This window comes from Geomonas limicola, from assembly GCF_014193675.1.
Lineage (GTDB): Bacteria > Desulfobacterota > Desulfuromonadia > Geobacterales > Geobacteraceae > Geomonas > Geomonas limicola.
Window position 1 is genome coordinate 793,207 of the sequence record NZ_BLXZ01000001.1, and the last position, 15,766, is coordinate 808,972.

At 63.5% G+C, this 15,766-nt stretch carries 12 protein-coding genes; all 12 read left to right on the plus strand.

Annotation, left to right across the window (positions count from 1 at the left end):
- Positions 1–393: 393 nt before the first annotated feature.
- The 12 genes from H7688_RS03270 (at position 394) to H7688_RS03325 (ending at position 15,611) form a co-directional block, all read left to right on the plus strand.
- On the plus strand, positions 394–1,830 hold the full coding sequence (locus H7688_RS03270) for a DEAD/DEAH box helicase (protein WP_183359583.1): 1,437 nt from the start codon (positions 394–396) through the stop codon (positions 1,828–1,830).
- The gene (locus H7688_RS03275) at positions 1,830–2,834 is read left to right on the plus strand and encodes a helix-turn-helix transcriptional regulator (RefSeq protein WP_183359584.1); all 1,005 of its coding nucleotides are present in this window, start codon (positions 1,830–1,832) and stop codon (positions 2,832–2,834) included. Before H7688_RS03270 ends, H7688_RS03275 begins: the two co-directional genes overlap by 1 nt.
- A 305-nt stretch (positions 2,835–3,139) precedes the next feature.
- Entirely contained in the window at positions 3,140–4,300 is a 1,161-nt protein-coding gene (locus H7688_RS03280) for a class I SAM-dependent methyltransferase (protein ID WP_183359585.1), read from the plus strand.
- Between the two features lie 11 nt (positions 4,301–4,311).
- Positions 4,312–4,932, plus strand: coding sequence for an HAD family hydrolase (locus H7688_RS03285; protein ID WP_246329694.1), 621 nt, complete (start codon positions 4,312–4,314; stop codon positions 4,930–4,932).
- Positions 4,933–5,261: 329 nt separating this feature from the next.
- On the plus strand, positions 5,262–6,659 hold the full coding sequence (locus H7688_RS03290; protein ID WP_183359587.1) for an aspartate ammonia-lyase: 1,398 nt from the start codon (positions 5,262–5,264) through the stop codon (positions 6,657–6,659).
- 136 nt (positions 6,660–6,795) lie between these two features.
- Positions 6,796–7,017: a NifU family protein gene (locus H7688_RS03295; protein ID WP_183353119.1), complete on the plus strand. Its 222-nt coding sequence runs from the start codon at positions 6,796–6,798 to the stop codon at positions 7,015–7,017.
- 132 nt (positions 7,018–7,149) lie between these two features.
- Positions 7,150–8,337, plus strand: coding sequence for a phospholipase D-like domain-containing protein (locus H7688_RS03300; RefSeq protein ID WP_183359588.1), 1,188 nt, complete (start codon positions 7,150–7,152; stop codon positions 8,335–8,337).
- A gap of 265 nt (positions 8,338–8,602) precedes the next feature.
- Positions 8,603–10,936: an endonuclease MutS2 gene (locus H7688_RS03305; RefSeq protein WP_183359589.1), complete on the plus strand. Its 2,334-nt coding sequence runs from the start codon at positions 8,603–8,605 to the stop codon at positions 10,934–10,936.
- Positions 10,937–11,154: 218 nt separating this feature from the next.
- Positions 11,155–12,075 (plus strand): dihydrofolate reductase, encoded by a 921-nt coding sequence (locus H7688_RS03310; RefSeq protein ID WP_183359590.1) that lies wholly within the window; start codon positions 11,155–11,157, stop codon positions 12,073–12,075.
- 48 nt (positions 12,076–12,123) lie between these two features.
- On the plus strand, positions 12,124–12,762 hold the full coding sequence (gene recO / locus H7688_RS03315; protein WP_183359591.1) for a DNA repair protein RecO: 639 nt from the start codon (positions 12,124–12,126) through the stop codon (positions 12,760–12,762).
- 86 nt (positions 12,763–12,848) lie between these two features.
- Complete coding sequence (gene dnaB / locus H7688_RS03320; protein ID WP_183359592.1) at positions 12,849–14,195, plus strand: replicative DNA helicase; 1,347 nt, start codon at positions 12,849–12,851, stop codon at positions 14,193–14,195.
- A gap of 135 nt (positions 14,196–14,330) precedes the next feature.
- Positions 14,331–15,611: an enoyl ACP reductase FabMG family protein gene (locus H7688_RS03325; RefSeq protein ID WP_183359593.1), complete on the plus strand. Its 1,281-nt coding sequence runs from the start codon at positions 14,331–14,333 to the stop codon at positions 15,609–15,611.
- The last annotated feature ends 155 nt before the right edge of the window (positions 15,612–15,766 follow it).

A 15,766-nucleotide genomic window follows, 5' to 3' on the forward strand; every position in this document is an offset into this window, starting at 1 on the left:
AGGGAAGAATGCAAACGTGGACGAGATTGCCGTGTTGAGGTGATTCAACGGTCTCCTCCGGCGCCGGGGCACGACGTCTCCCCCACCCTTGGCGGGAGGGGGCCGCGGGGTGGGGAAAGCTGCCATCGGCTATGATGTGGCACCTTCCCCCTCACCCTGTCCCTCTCCCGCAGGGGGAGAGGGGACCTAAGGCAACGGCTTCGGTAGAAAGGTGAAAAAGCCCTGAGCACCGGCATTTGGACCGGGTCAAGAGCTGTGCGCTGCCCGACAGGCCCCCTCACCGCGTTCCTGGCAGCAGAGTTAATTAATATTTCACGCTTTTCTTGCCATACCCCGCATTGTATGCTAAGTATATCCTCTTGAAATAACGACAAGATGAGGCAACCAGCTACTATGAAATTCACCGAACTGCCGATTCCGGCCCAGGTCCTCAAGGGGATCGAGGAGACCGGATTCACCGATTGCACCCCCATTCAGGAAAAGGCGCTCCCCATCTCGCTCTCCGGCAAGGACGTCGCAGGCCAGGCCCAGACCGGCACCGGCAAGACCGCGGCCTTCCTGATTTCCGTGTTCACCCGCCTCTTGGGTCAGCAGAAATCCGGGGGTGCCCACCACCCGCGTGCGCTCATCCTGGCGCCGACCCGCGAACTGGTGGTGCAGATCGAAAAGGACGCCCAGGCACTGGGGTGCCACACCGGGTTCACCATCCAGGCCATCTACGGCGGCGTCGACTACATGAAGCAGCGCGACGCCCTGAAGGCCGGAGCCGACGTGGTCATCGGTACCCCCGGGCGCCTGATCGACTACCTGAAACAGAAGGTCTACTCCCTGAAGGACATCGAGGCCCTGGTCATCGACGAGGCGGACCGGATGTTCGACATGGGGTTCATCGCGGACCTGCGCTACATCCTGCGCAAACTCCCCAACTACGACAAGCGCCAAAACCTCCTGTTCTCCGCGACGCTCAACACCCGGGTCATGGAGCTCGCCTACGAGTTCATGAACATGCCCGAGAAGGTCTCGGTGACCCCCGAGCAGATGACTGCCGAAAGGGTCGAGCAGGTGCTCTACCACGTGGCGCGCAAGGAGAAGTTCCCGCTGCTCTTGGGCCTTTTGCGCAAGGTGGGGATGGAGCGCACCATGATCTTCGTGAACACCAAGCGCGAAGCGGAGTACCTGCAGGACCGGCTGAACGCGAACGAGTTCCCGGCCAAGGTGATCTCCGGTGACGTGGAGCAGAGAAAACGCCTGAAGATCCTCTCGGATTTTAAGGCCGGCATCCTCCCCATCATGATCGCCACCGACGTCGCCTCGCGCGGCATCCACATCGACGGCGTGACCCACGTGATCAACTACGACCTCCCCCAGGACAGCGAGGACTACGTGCACCGCATCGGCCGCACCGCCCGCGCCGGCGCCGAAGGGATGGCGATCTCCTTTGCCGATGAGGACGGGGCCTTCTACCTGGAGGGGATCCAGGAGTTCATCAAGCAGAAGATCCCGACCGAATGGGCCGAGGACGACATGTTCGTTCACGACTACAAGAGAACCAAGCGCCCGCCCCCCGCCGAGAAGCCGAACCGCGACAAGGGCGGCAGATCGGGGAGCAAGCCCGGCGGCAAAGACAGTGCGAGGGGCCGCGGTCGGAGCGACAAGCCCGCAACCAAGCCCGCAGCCAAGGCCGCCCCCGCCGAGAGGGCGGCAGTATCTGCCGAACCCGCGAACGGCGCGTCCGGCGAAGCGGGGTCCGATGCGGCGAAGAAGCGCAAGCGGCGCCGGCGCTCCTCCAAGCCGAAATCCGACCAGCCCGTGGAGCAGAAGCCCGAATAATGGGAGTCGGTCGTCCGGCCAAGAAGTACTCGCAGGCGGGTCGCATCCACGATGTGATCCGCCTGATCGAGGCACGCCACGGCATCACCCTCGACGAACTCGCCGAGGAGACCGGCGTCAACCGACGCACCATCCAGCGCGACCTCGACGCCATCGAGGAAGCCGGCTACCCACTCATCTCCGACTGGCAGGACCGCGTCAAGGTCTTCCGGTTCCTCACCCGCTTCAAAGACGTTCCCCCTATCAGCTTCACCCTCCAGGAGCTGATGACCCTTTCCCTGTTGCGCTCCCAGCTCGACCAGTTAAACGGCACCCCCTTTCTCGAGGACCTGCAGAGCGTCTTTCGCAAGGTGAACTCCGTCTTGCCGCCGCGCCTTGCCGCGCACATGGAGCGCATCGCCGACGTCGCCCACCCGCTTTTGCAGGGCAAGCGCGACTACAGCAAATCCGCCCAGCCCCTCGCCGTGATCCGCCACGCACTTTTGCACCAGCAGGGGATCACCCTGAGTTACCGTTCCTCGGGTCGCGGCGAACCGCAAAGCTACCGCGTCGATCCCTACACCCTGGTCTTTCAGAAAGGGGGGATCTACCTGTTGGGCTGGGCCCACAACCGCAAGGCGCTACGCACTTTTGCCGTTGAGCGCATCGTCTCGGTCGAGCCGGAAAAGGAGCGTTTCGAGATACCAGAGGGGTTCAACGCCGCACAGGCACTGGAAGGCGCCTTCGGTATCGTCGCTGAAGCGCCCCGGGAGGTACGGATCCGTTTCGGCAAGGCTGTCGCCTACACCATCAGGGACCGCGTCTGGCACGCCTCGCAAAGGATCGAGGAGCTGGAAGATGGCGGCGTTATGCTTTCCTTTCGGGCCGGTGGCAAGCTTGAGATCCTCTCCTGGCTGCGTTCCTACGGCTCACAGGCGGAGCTCCTCGCCCCGCAGGAGTGGCGCGAGGAACTGGCACGAGAAACGCGCGAGATGGCGAAGCTGTATCAAGACGAGGCAATTTAGCCACGGAGCCACCAAGCACACGGAGAACTGCAGGATACCTGAGACTGCCTCTCCTTCCCCAACAGCAACCCCGGTATAAGCACTTTTCAGACTGTTCGGCCTTGTTCGCCAACGGGATAGGCCGGTCAAGATCAGAGAGTACTTGCCCACCACCTGCCTGTGGGCCCCAGCAACCCGCATTTCTCCGTGCCCTTGGTGGCTCCGTGGCAAAAATCGATTTTCCCTCGTCCCTCTCCTTTCCCCGGCCGCCGCTTCGTTGACAAAAAATGCCCCATACCTTATATGTAGACACTTTGGAGGGGCTCATGGGAGAACAGGTGGAAAAGACTGAACTGGCTAACATCCTGGCACAACGCATCGCCGCCGAGGGGGATCTCACCTTCGCCTCGTTCATGGAGGCGGCGCTCTACGAGCCGGGACTGGGCTACTACACCTCGGCTGGGCGCAAGGTCGGGGCCCAGGGTGATTTCTATACCAGCATGAACGTGCACAGCGCCTTCGGCCGAATGATCGCCAAGGAGATCTCCCGGTTCTGGGAACTTCTGGACAGCCCGGCGAATTTCACCATTGCCGAGGCCGGCGCCGGCGGCGGCCAACTCGCCTTGGACATCCTGGACGCCCTCGCCGAACTGAACCAGCCGCTCTACCAGGGGATCTGCTACCGGCTCATCGAAAAGGAGCCGAGCCTCAAGGAGGCCCAGGAAACGTTCCTGGCGCGCCACGGCGCTCACCTTGCCTGGAGTACGCCGGAGGAACTCGCCTCCGGAAACCTTTCCTTCACCGGTTGCATCATCTCCAATGAGCTCTTCGACGCCATGCCGGTGCACATCGTCGAGATGACCGGCGAGGGGCTCAAGGAGCTCTACGTCGGGGTACGAAACGGTGAACTCGTGGAGAAGCACGGGCCGCTCTCCGACCCGCAACTTGCCGAGTACTTCACCAAATTCCAGGTGGCCCTGATGCCCGGCCAGCGCGCCGAGGTGAATCTCTGCGCCGCAGGGTGGATCGCCGCGGCCGCCGCAACCCTTGAGCGCGGTTTCGTGCTCACCGTCGACTACGGCTACCTTGCCGAAGAGCTCTACGCCCCGCAGCGCAAGGACGGCACCCTGATGTGCTACTACCAGCACCAGACCGGGGAAGACCCCTTTGAGCTGGTGGGACAGCAGGACATCACCACCCACGTCAACTTCAGCGACCTCATGGCCGCCGGGGTTGAGGCCGGCCTGCAAAACGTCTGGTACGGCGAGCAGTACCGTTTCCTGTTGGGGACGGGCATGGTGGAGGAGCTGATGCGCCTCGAGGCGGCGGCCACCAGCGAGCAGGAGCGGATCGCCCACCGGCTCAACCTGAAGAAGCTGATGCTGCCCGAGGGGGGGATGGGGGACACCTTCAAGGTGCTGATCCAGGCCAAGGGGGTGGAGAATCCGCAGCTGCTCTGCATGAGAAAATGGGGCATGGGACTGTGACGACGCCCGGTTTGGACAGGAAGACGGTGTGGGCCATCGTCTTCGACCTGGACGGCACCCTCTACGTCGACGACCGGCTGGGCGAGGAGGTGCACCAAAGCGCTTGCCGCTACGTCGCCGACCTCAGGGGGATCTCGCCTGACCAAGCCCAGGACGAGCTTCAAAGGGCCCGTTCCTGCCCAAGCGACAGCGGCGGCACCCTGAGCCGCGCGGTGGTCGCCCTGGGCGGGACGCTTCAGGAGCTGCACCGCAGGTTCAGCGAGGACATCCATCCCGAACAGCTGCTCGCCCCCGACCCTCGGGTGCAGCGGCTTTTAGAGCACCTCGGCGAGCGCTACGAGTTATACGTCTATACCAACAACAACCGCTCCCTTTCCGGCCGCATCATGGCCCAGCTCGCCATCCGAGGCTATTTCAAAGAAGTCTTCACCATCGAGGATTCCTGGCGCCCCAAGCCGGACCGCGCGGTCCTGACCGGCATCCTCGAGAGCATCGGCCGCACCCCCGGTGAGACCCTCTTCGTGGGGGACCGCTACCAGGTCGACCTCGAGCTTCCGCAATCCTTAGGGTGCGCCATCCTGGAGACCCGCACCATCGAGGAGTTGCTCACCCTGGGACAGTTGCTCGACTGACCCTGCCCGCCCTTTCATGGAGTCATCCCCTTCGCCCCCACGAGGGCTGTTCAGTGACCCAATCACCTCCCTTGTCCCGCAGCAAGCCGGCTCACGGCGTGCACCAGTAGTTGTCTCCCCCTTGGTTCCCGAATCTCCCTTCCAGCGTTGTCTCAGTCATTATGAGATCTTCCGGCTCTCCTCACACATTAATGTGGTGCATTTTGTGGTATTCTTAGTAACGGCCGGCGACCCAGTTGCCTCGGCAGAGCAGCACGCCGACCAAAACCGTGGCCATACCAGACCAGCACCGGGGAAGCAGCAACCGCCCCCGCAAAGGAGCCGACATCATGGCAGTGCGTATCGAGAAGGACACCATGGGGACCGTCGAAGTCCCGGAGGGAGCCTACTACGGCGCCCAGACCCAGCGGGCAGTGGACAACTTCCCCATTTCGGGCTTAAAGCCCCACCCGGCGCTGGTGCGGGCCACGGTGCAGATCAAGAAGTGCGCGGCCATGGCCAACATGGCGACCGGGCGGCTCAACAGCGAACTCGGCAACGCCATCGTGAGTGCGGCCGACGAGGCGCTCAAGGGGGACTTCCCGGACCAGTTCGTGGTCGATCCCTTCCAGGCCGGCGCCGGGACCTCGCACAACATGAACGTGAACGAGGTGCTGGCCAACCGGGCCAACGAACTCTTGGGGGGCGAGTTGGGGAACTACGCCAAGGTGAACCCCAACGACCACGTCAACATGGCCCAGTCGACCAACGATGTCTTCCCGACGGCGATGCGCCTGGCGGCGCTGGACCTCGGTGACCAGCTGGCCCAGGAGCTCCAGGAGCTGGTGGTGGCCTTGCGGCGCAAGGCGATCGAGTTCGACGGGATCCTCAAGTCCGGGCGCACCCACCTGCAGGACGCGGTCCCCATCCGGCTCGGGCAGGAGTTTGCCGCCTACGCCCAGGGGATCGAGAACAACCTCACCGGGCTCACCCGCACCTTCCCGGGACTGCGCGAGTTGGGGATCGGCGGTACCGCGGTCGGCACCGGCCTGAACGCCGAAGAACAGTACATCGACCTCATCGTCGAAAAGCTCTCCCGGGAAACCGGGCAGGAGCTCTCGCGCGGCAAGGACCTCGTGGAACGCATGCAGAACATGGAACCGCTCTTGGCGCTCTGCAGCAGTCTCAAGGGAATCGCAGTCAACCTGATCCGCATCGCCAACGACCTGAGGCTCCTCTCCTCGGGGCCGCGCACCGGTCTGGGCGAAATCACCCTCCCCGCCATGCAGCCCGGTTCCTCCATCATGCCGGGGAAGGTGAACCCGGTCATGGCCGAGGTGACCAACATGGTCTGTTTCCACGTGGTGGGGGCCGAAACCGCGGTCACCATGGCGGTGCAGGCCGGCCAGTTGGAACTCAACGTCATGATGCCGGTGATCGCGTTCAACACCCTCTTCAGCCTGGAGATCCTGAAGAACTGCCTGCACCAGTTCACCAGGCTCTGCGTGGCGGGGATCGGGGTCAACGAGGAGCGCTGCCGCAGCTACCTGGACCAGTCGGTCGGGCTTGCCACGGTGCTGGCTCCCAGCATCGGCTATGCCGCGGCAGCCGAGGTGGCCAAGGAGTCGGCCAAGAGCGGCAAGAGCATCCGCCAGGTGATCCTGGAGCGCGGCATCCTCACCGAAAAGGCGCTCGACGAGGTGCTCGCCCCCTTCCCGCTCACCACCCCCGGGGTGCACGGCGAGTAGCAGCAGCGCCCTCCAAGGGCAAGTTATGCTTTGCAAACGAGCTGAAAGTTGCTAAGGTTATTTCCGTTCACTTTCCATCTGTCGCGATGCTAAGATGGGGACTGGCACAGACACCGAATACATCCTGGAGGATCCCATGGTAGAAGAGGTAAAAACGGTATTGGATCAGATTCGGCCAGCGCTGCAGGCTGACGGCGGCGATGTCGAACTGGTAGAAGTTGGTGATGACGGTGTGGTGAAGGTACGCCTGGTTGGTGCCTGCGGTCACTGCCCGATGTCCACCATGACCTTGAAGATGGGTATCGAAAGAACCCTCAAAGACAAAATCCCGGGTGTCAAGGAAGTCGTCTCCGTCTAAGACCCATCCCACCCGAAGTGTAACGCTCTCTGTGAAGCGCGGAAGTAATGCCTATTGACGACGTTATTTTCCGCGCTTCTTTGCTTTGCCAAGGTCCCCTGATCCAGCCCCCGCGCAAGTAAAGAGCAGACCATGACCAGCACACGCCACAAAAGAAGAAAGCTGCTGTTCCGGACGCCGAAGTTCTTCGACTTCTTCCGCCGCAACACCGCCGCAGTCTCTTTCCAGGGTAACCAGACCACGCTGTACCGCTACGGCTCGCAGTTCTTCCCGGCGCTTCTGGAGAGCATCCGCGAGGCGCGCTCCAGCATCTGCATGGAGTTCTACACGGTCTGCGACGACGAAACCGGACGGATGGTGGCCGATGCCCTCATCGATGCGGTTCAGCGTGGCGTCAGGGTCTACTTCCTCTACGACTACATCGGCTGTTTCGAGACCCCCGCCGCCTTCTTCAAGCGGATGGCCAAGGAAGGGGTGCACTGTTGCGCCTTCAACCCGCCTCCCTTTGCCCGGGGCATCGGATGGTTCGACAAGCGCGACCACCGCAAGGTAGCCATCATCGACGGCTGCTGCGCCTTCACCGGCGGGATCAACATCGCCAACGTCTATTCGGGGTACGGCAGCACACCGACCAGCTGGCGCGACGTGGGGATCCGTATCGATGGCCCGGCGGTGCAGGAGCTGGTGCACCTGTTCTGCCAGTTCTGGCACGAGGAGAGCGGCGCAGCCCCCTCGGTCTGCCACGAGGAGAGGTTCTACAGCGCCGAGGGGGACGCCAAGGTGATGATCATCAACGGCGGCCCGCACCACGAGCGCTCCTTTATCCGCAGCTCCTTCCGGGTCGCCATCGCCGGCGCCTCGGAGTCGGTCACCATCGCAAGCCCCTATTTCATCCCGGGGCCGCGGGTGATCCGCTCGCTGTTGCGCGCGGCCGGGCGCGGGGCCCGGGTCAGGCTCTTACTGCCGCACAAAAACGACGTCCCGCTGGTACGCCTGGTGAGCCGCACCTGCTACGCGCAGCTCATGCGCAACGGGATCGAGATCTACGAGCTGGACAGCGCCGTTTTGCACGCCAAGGTGCTGCTCATCGACGGAAACTGGGTCATGGTCGGCTCGGCGAACCTGGACCAGCGCAGCTTCCACCGCAACTACGAGCTGAACGTGGTGGTGGACAGCCCGGAGTTCGGCATCCAGGTGGCCGAGATGCTCGAGGCGGACCTGCTGGGCGCGCGTCGCATCGTGCTGGACGAGCACGAGCGCCGCGGCTGGTCGATCCGCTTCCTGGAACGGCTCTTCAGCCCGGTGAGCTGGTTTCTTTGAACGGCAGTTCCAGGTTCCAGGCCATTAACCCGCAACACCCTGGTTCCTGAACTCCGGCATGGGAACGGGAGATGCTCTGCCAAGGGGTTTTCCCCCGGGGGCAGCGCACTCCCCCCTCACCCCTGCCCCCTCCCGGAGGGCGAGGGTGAGTTGGCAGGAGCTTGTTTGGATAGTGATGTTGTCCCTGTGATGATGCACTGTGATGTACCTATTCACCCGCGATAGCGTTGGCAGCACCAGCGCGTCTTGCAGCTTTGGAGAAGGAATGATCAGCAAGGAAACCCTGAAGCGCCTCGAGTTTGACCGGATCCTGGAAACCGCCGCCGAATTCGCCCACTGCGAGGCATCCCATACCGGCGTCCTCACCATTGCACCGCTTGCCGAGAAGTCCCACATAGAACTGCGCCTGGGGCTGGTGGAGGAGATCCGCACCCTCACCCGCCTGGGCATCTCGCTGAAGATCGCCAGCTTCGAAGACATAAGCCGCCTGATCCGCGCGGTCCGCCCGCGTGGGGCGGTACTCGCCCCCATCGAACTGCAGCGCTTCATACCCACGCTGCGCGTCATGGCCGCCGTCTCGGCACAGCTTAAGTTCCGCACCGACATCCCGCTGCTCCTCGCCGAGGCCGGGCACATCACGGGCTTCGCCGACCTGCTCGACCCACTGGAACACACGGTCAACGCGGAAGGCGAGATCCTCGATACCGCCTCGCGCCTGCTGGCCGACCTGCGCGGCCGCAAGAAGGGACTCACCTCGCGCATTAAAAAGCGGCTCGAGGAGATCGTGCGCGAGCGCCACACCGCCATCTTCCTGCAGGACGACTTCATCACCCAGAGGTCGGGACGCTGGGTGATCCCGGTGCGCATGGACTCGAAGGGGATGGTCCCGGGCGTGGTGCACGACGTCTCCAACACCGGCGAGACCGCCTTCATGGAGCCGCTGGAGATCATCGGTCTTGCCAACGAACTGGAGAACCTGGTCGCCGACGAGCGGGCCGAGGAAATCCGGGTGATCCGCCAGATCTGCGACTGGATCCGCGAGGACGCCGACCTGATCTCGGAGCAGTTCGAGGCCCTGGTGCGCCTGGACATCGTGAACTGCATCGCCCTTTTCAGCGACAAGCTCAAATGCGAGACCCCGGCACTCTCCGAGAGCCAGCAGCTCTCCCTCAAGGGGGCGCGCCACCCGATCCTCACCCTGATGGGCAAGGAGGTGGTGCCGCTCGACCTGGAACTCTCCGAGGAGAGCCGGGTCATGGTGGTGACCGGCCCCAACACCGGCGGCAAGACCATCGCCATCAAGAACGCCGGCCTTTTGAGCGTGATGGCGCTCTGCGGCATGCCGGTGCCGGCCCTGCCGGGTACGGTGCTGCCGCTGGTCGACAACATCCTGGTGGACATCGGTGACGAGCAGTCCATCGCCGAGAGCCTCTCCACCTTCTCGGCCCACATCTCGCAGATTTCCTCGATCATGGCCCAGGCGGGCCGGGGCACCCTGGTGCTCCTGGACGAACTGGGAACCGGGACCGAGCCGGGACAGGGGGCGGCGATCGCCTGCGCCGTGCTGCACCAGCTGAAGATCCAGGGGGCGCTGGTGGTGGCGACCACCCACCTGACCGAGATCATCGGATTCGTGCAGCGCGAGGCGGGCATGCTGAACGCCGCCATGGCCTTCGACCGCGAGCGCCTGGTGCCGCTCTACCGCCTGGTGGTCGGCGAACCCGGCGAGTCGCACGCCCTGGAGATCGCCCGGCGCTACGGGCTCCCCGAGCACGTGGTCACCTTCGCCCGCGGCATGATCGGGACCATGGAAGCGGATTTCCACGCCCTGTTGCGCGAGCTGAAGGAAAAACGCGAACTGCTGGAGCGCAAGCTCGACGACCTCGCCGAGCGCGAGTCGCGCATCGAACGCGGCGAACGGGACCTGGCAGCACGCAAGTCAGAAGCGGACCAGCTCGTAAAAGGTGCCCGGGAAAAAGGGTACCAGGAAGCCCAGGAGGTGCTCCGCAAGGCGCGCCGCGAGGTGAACGCCATTCTCGAACAGGCACGCCAGGACAAGGCCCGCGAGGCCCGCGCCCAGCTGGACCAGGCCGAGGAGCAGGTGCAAAAGGTGCTCGAGGAATTGAACCCGGTGGAGGAGTTGCCGCCGGGGCAGGTGGAGGTAGGGAAGAGCTACTTCGTGAAGCCGCTCAATACCGACGCCGTGGTCCTCTCGCTGGACGCCAAGGCGGGCCGCGCCCGGGTGCGCGCCGGAAGCATGGAACTCGAGGTCGCGCTCTCCTCCCTGGCCAAGAAGACCGGCAAGGAGGCGAAGGTACAGCAGAAGCGGCGCCAGCAGCAGGAGGAGCGTCCCGACCCCGCCAGCTCCATCAATCTTTTGGGGATGCGGGTCGAGGAGGCGCTCGACGCGGTGGAGCGCTACCTGAACCACGCCTCGCTCTCCCACACCCCCGAGCTGCACATCGTGCACGGCAAGGGGACCGGCGCCTTGATGCGGGGGGTGCGCAACTACTTGAACGGCCACCCGCTGGTGGTCTCCTTCCGCTCCGGCGAGAGGTTCGAAGGGGGCGAAGGGGTGACGGTGGTGACGCTGAGGTGAGGCAATTGACGATTGACGATGTGGAGCCGGGCACTGTGAGGCTGTATCTGACAGCCGCTCTTCCCGCGTCTGACAGTGCTGATACTGTGGCTTTTAGTCATGGTTTTCCTCAATGAATGGCTCAGACTGCCGATAAAGTGAATTGAGCATTGACAAATTTTTAAATTCGTTGTCAATTGTCCATCGCCAATTGTCAATTGATTCTCATCGAGGTCCCCATGATCATCTCGCTTATCGCCGCGATGTCTGACAACAGGGTTATCGGCTACCAAGGCAAGCTCCCCTGGCACATCCCCGCCGACCTGACCCGGTTCAAGGAGATCACCATGGGGCACACCGTTGCCATGGGGACCCGCACCTTCCACAGCATCGGCCACCCCTTGCCCGGGCGGCGCAACATCGTCGTTTCCCGCAGCGGCGCCAGGTTCAACGGCTGCGAAGTAGCCCGCTCCTTAAAGGAAGCGGTGGACCTGGTAACCGGCGACGAAGAGCTCTTCATCTGCGGCGGCGCCGGGTTGTACCGCGAAGCGCTGCTCATCAGCCAGCGCATCTACCTCACCGTCATCCACGCCAGCTACCCCGGCGACGTCTACTTCCCCGAAATCCCGGCAACCTTTGCCGAGGTGCACCGCGAAGAGCGCCCCAACGCCAATCCTCCGCTCACCTACCTGGTTTTCGAGCGGGTGGACCAGGAAGGGGGCGGCCACGACCCGGCGGACCTGCGCCGCAAGGGTTTCGATGCCCTGGGACGCAAGCTCTACTTCCTGGCCCGCAGCTGTTTCGAGGAGGCCTACAGCCAGCAGGAGTCCCCGGAGATCGCCTCGCACCTGGCCTACTGCCTCGCCAAAAGCGGCGGCGACATCAAGCGGGCACTGAACCTGGCGGAAATGGCACTGGGGAGCGAGCCGCACAACCTCGGTTTCCTGCTCAACCTGGGCCGGGTGCAGGTCATCGCCGGCAATAAGGAGCGCGGCCTCACCACCCTGCGCCGCGGCATCCAGCTGGGCGGCGGCGAGGAATTCCATACCGAGATCGCCAAGTGGGGTACCCGCTCGGCCCCCCCCATCCCCTCGCTCCCCAGGAGCCACCCCCTCAACAAGTACCTCGGCATGCTGAGGTACAAGCTGCGCCGTCACTGACGCCAGGGGAGTTGACCTGGCCCCCCAAGCGGTGCTACTTTCGGCGCGATGAAAAAACTTCAGACCGAAGCCATAGTCCTGAGGCTCACCGATTACGCCGAGGCCGACCGCATCGTCTCGCTGTTCACCCTTGAGCAGGGGCGCATCTCGGGAATAGCCCGCGGCGCCAAGAAAAGCCGCAAACGCTTCGGCGGCGCACTGGAGTCGTTCGCCCACCTGAACCTGCAGATCCAGCAGGGGAGCGGCATGGCGACCCTGGCGTCGGCCGACATCCTCAGCATCTTCCCTTCGATCAGGACCGAGCTGGAACGGATCGGCTCCGCTGCCTACGCCTGCGAGCTGGTGGAGCGGCTGACCCCGGAGGCGGAACCGGCCCCCCGGCTGTTTCGCCTGCTCTTTTGCTACCTGGAACACCTGGACCGCGCCTCCCCCTCCCCCTCGGACCGCCGCTTCTTCGCGGTAAACCTCCTGAAGATCCTCGGCTACCAGCCGGAACTCGACGGAACCGGCATCTCCGGGCAGACCGCCGAACTGCTCGCCCGCGCCATGCAATCGGGGAGGTTCGGATCCATCGTCTTCCCCGAGGCCTGCCTGAGAGAAGCGGACCTGCTCCTCAACCCCGCCATCGACCTGCACCTGGACCGCCCCCTGAAATCGCTCGCATTTTTGCAGGCCTGCGGCGGGTGATCCGTTGCCAAAAGAGTTGACCCGAAGGCTGGTTACGGATACAATACCGACCTTTTGCACCACCGTTTTTTCCCGAGGCACTCCCCATGAATCAAGCAGACCTGAGAAAATTGCCACCGCAGAGCGTGGAGGCCGAGATGTCCATCCTCGGCGGCATCCTGGTTGACAACGAAGCTATCAACCGGGCGCTCGAGATCCTCAGGCCGGACGATTTCTACCGCGAGAGCCATCGCAAGATCATGCAGTCGATGATCGAGTTGAACGAGCGCGGCGAGCCCTGCGACCTCATCACCATGTCCACCATCCTGAAGAAGAAGGGGGAACTGGAGGAGGTGGGCGGCGGCGCCTACCTGGCCACCCTGGTCGACTTCGTCCCGATGGCGGCGAACATCGCCTACTACTGCAAGATCGTCAAAGAAAAGAGCATCACCCGCAAGCTGATCAGCGCGGCGACCGATATCGCCACCCAGGGGTACGAAGACAAGGTGAACGTCGAGGAGCTCCTGGACGGCGCCCAGAAGGTGATCTTCGAGATCGCCGAGAACAAGATCCAGCGCGCCTACTTCCCGGTCAGCGAGATCCTCAAGGACACCATCAAGAACATCGAGCTCCTCTACGAGAAAAAGGAGCTGGTGACCGGGGTCCCCACCGGCTATCTCGACCTTGACAAGATGACCGCCGGTTTCCACGCCGGCGACCTGGTGATCATCGCGGGACGCCCCGCCATGGGGAAGACCACCTTCGCCATCAACGCCGCCGAGTACGCGGCCATCGACTCGGAAAAGACCTACCCCGCCGCGATCTTCTCGCTCGAGATGCCCAAGGAACAGCTGGTGGAGCGTCTCTTGTGCTCCCTGGCCCGTGTCGACCTGAGCCGTCTGCGTACCGGCCACTTGAACGAGAACGACTGGCCCAAGCTGACCAAGGCGGCGGGAAGGCTGCACGACTCGAAGATCTTCATCGACGACACCCCGTCGCTCAGCATCATGGAGCTGCGCGCCAAGGCGCGGCGCCTCAAGTCGGAGCACAACATCGGCATCATCGTCATCGACTACCTGCAGCTGATGCGCGGGGGGCCCAACCCGGAGTCGCGCCAGCAGGAGATCTCGGACATCTCCCGGTCGCTCAAGGGTCTCGCCAAGGAGTTGAGCATCCCGGTCGTCGCGCTCTCCCAGCTGAACCGCGGCCTGGAGCAGCGAACCGACAAGCGCCCGATGATGAGCGATTTGAGGGAGTCCGGCGCAATCGAGCAGGACGCCGACATCATCATGTTCGTTTTCCGCGAGGAGGTCTACGACAAGGAGAACGAGGATCTGAAAGGGAAGGCCGAGGTCATCATCGGCAAGCACCGCGCCGGCCCGACCGGCACCGTGCACCTCGCCTTCCGCGGCGAGTACACCCGGTTCGAGAACCTGGCGCGCGATGATTTCTAGGGAGTCCAAGCGCTACCCGGTACGGGAAGCCGCACCAGGGGCGCCGTCCCCGAATTCCCTGGTGAACCATTTTATCTTTTGAGCCTGTGCACCCGGCTCCTACCATGCACCTATAAAAAGAGAGGATAGTTTCCTATGACACGTTACCATGCGATGCGCGAAGTACCTGCCGCGGCGGGATTCAAGGAGGGGGACGTGCTGTTTCTCTGCGGCGAGCTGTTTGGCCGCGGTTACGCCAACGGCATCGTCGACGAGGCCCGCGCCAAGGGGATGACCATCATCGGCTCCACCGTGGGCCGGCGCGACTCGGACGGCACCCTGCGCCCGCTGAACGCCGAAGAATTGGCCAGCGCCGAAGCGCTTTTGGGCGGCAAGATCATCAACATCCCGCTGGAAGCCGGCTTCGACATGGAGCCGGGCAAGGACGGTCTCACCCCGGTGGACCGCTTCAAGGGGGTGAAACCCGACGACTGGAGCAAGGTCACCCTGGACCAGGACGAGCTCAACTACTCCAAGGAGCGCGGCACCGAGCGTTTCCGTAGCAACCTCTCCTCCGTGATCGCCCAGCTCGAGACCATGCTCCCCCCCCAGGGGAACCTGGTCATCGTGCACACCATGGCAGGCGGCATCCCGCGCGCCCGCGTCTTCATGCCGATCCTGAACAAGCTCTTCAAGGGCCAGGGGGACCGTTTCCTCTCCTCGGAAGCCTTCTGGAACTCCGACATGGGGCAGTTCTGCAACATGAGCTTCAACGAGGTGACCGCCGACACCTTCTCGTACCTGATCCAGGCGAGCGCCGGCCTGCGCGAACGCTACCAGGTACGCTATGCCGCCTACGGGTACCACGGCACCGAGGTGCTGATCAACGGCGCCTACACCTGGCAGTCCTACACCCCGTACCTGCAGGGCTGGGCCAAGATCCGCCTGGAGAACATCGCCACCGCCGCCTGGCAGCAGGGGATCAAGGCGACCGTGTACAACTGCCCGGAGATCCAGACCAACTCGAGCGCGCTCTTTCTGGGCGTGGAGAACTCACTCTACCCGCTGCTCTCCTCGTTGCAGCAGGCAGGCGAAAAGACCGTGGTGAGCGAGTGCCAGGGGCTCCTGAAGGCCGGGGTGACCCTGAACGACCTGCTCTCCTGTGCCAACACCTATCTCTCCTCCGAGCTGGTGACCAGCACCCGTGACTACGACAGCTGGCCGCAGCACAACAGCCCGGCACAGCAGGAGTACATGCTGAACTCGTCCGCGCAGCTGATCGGCATGAATGAGGAAGGCAAAGAGATCATCTGCGCCGTGCTCTCGCGGGGCGTGTTCCGCGGGGTGGGCAAGCTGATGTTCGACTCATCCTGGGATCCCCAGGAACCGGTGTTCTGGCTGAACCACGACGTGATCGCCAAGAGATTGGCAAGCTAAGGCAACCAGAAGCTGCCCCGGAGCCGGGGCAGCTTTTTTTCACCCGACATGGCACAATTCCGTCAGCACCTGAACTACTACATCCTACGAGCACGTTCGGCAGCTCTCCGACAAGCGTGCTCATCTGTAGAGCACCAGAGCCGGCAGGTCGGCGC

Bases quoted from the DNA above. Each gene is read 5' to 3' on its own strand.
- H7688_RS03270 (WP_183359583.1), top strand. From the start codon at position 394: ATGAAATTCACCGAACTGCCGATTCCGGCCCAGGTCCTCAAGGGGATC.
- H7688_RS03275 (WP_183359584.1), top strand. From the start codon at position 1,830: ATGGGAGTCGGTCGTCCGGCCAAGAAGTACTCGCAGGCGGGTCGCATC.
- H7688_RS03280 (WP_183359585.1), top strand. From the start codon at position 3,140: ATGGGAGAACAGGTGGAAAAGACTGAACTGGCTAACATCCTGGCACAA.
- H7688_RS03290 (WP_183359587.1), top strand. From the start codon at position 5,262: ATGGCAGTGCGTATCGAGAAGGACACCATGGGGACCGTCGAAGTCCCG.
- H7688_RS03295 (WP_183353119.1), top strand. From the start codon at position 6,796: ATGGTAGAAGAGGTAAAAACGGTATTGGATCAGATTCGGCCAGCGCTG.
- H7688_RS03300 (WP_183359588.1), top strand. From the start codon at position 7,150: ATGACCAGCACACGCCACAAAAGAAGAAAGCTGCTGTTCCGGACGCCG.
- H7688_RS03305 (WP_183359589.1), top strand. From the start codon at position 8,603: ATGATCAGCAAGGAAACCCTGAAGCGCCTCGAGTTTGACCGGATCCTG.
- H7688_RS03310 (WP_183359590.1), top strand. From the start codon at position 11,155: ATGATCATCTCGCTTATCGCCGCGATGTCTGACAACAGGGTTATCGGC.
- recO (WP_183359591.1), top strand. From the start codon at position 12,124: ATGAAAAAACTTCAGACCGAAGCCATAGTCCTGAGGCTCACCGATTAC.
- dnaB (WP_183359592.1), top strand. From the start codon at position 12,849: ATGAATCAAGCAGACCTGAGAAAATTGCCACCGCAGAGCGTGGAGGCC.
- H7688_RS03325 (WP_183359593.1), top strand. From the start codon at position 14,331: ATGACACGTTACCATGCGATGCGCGAAGTACCTGCCGCGGCGGGATTC.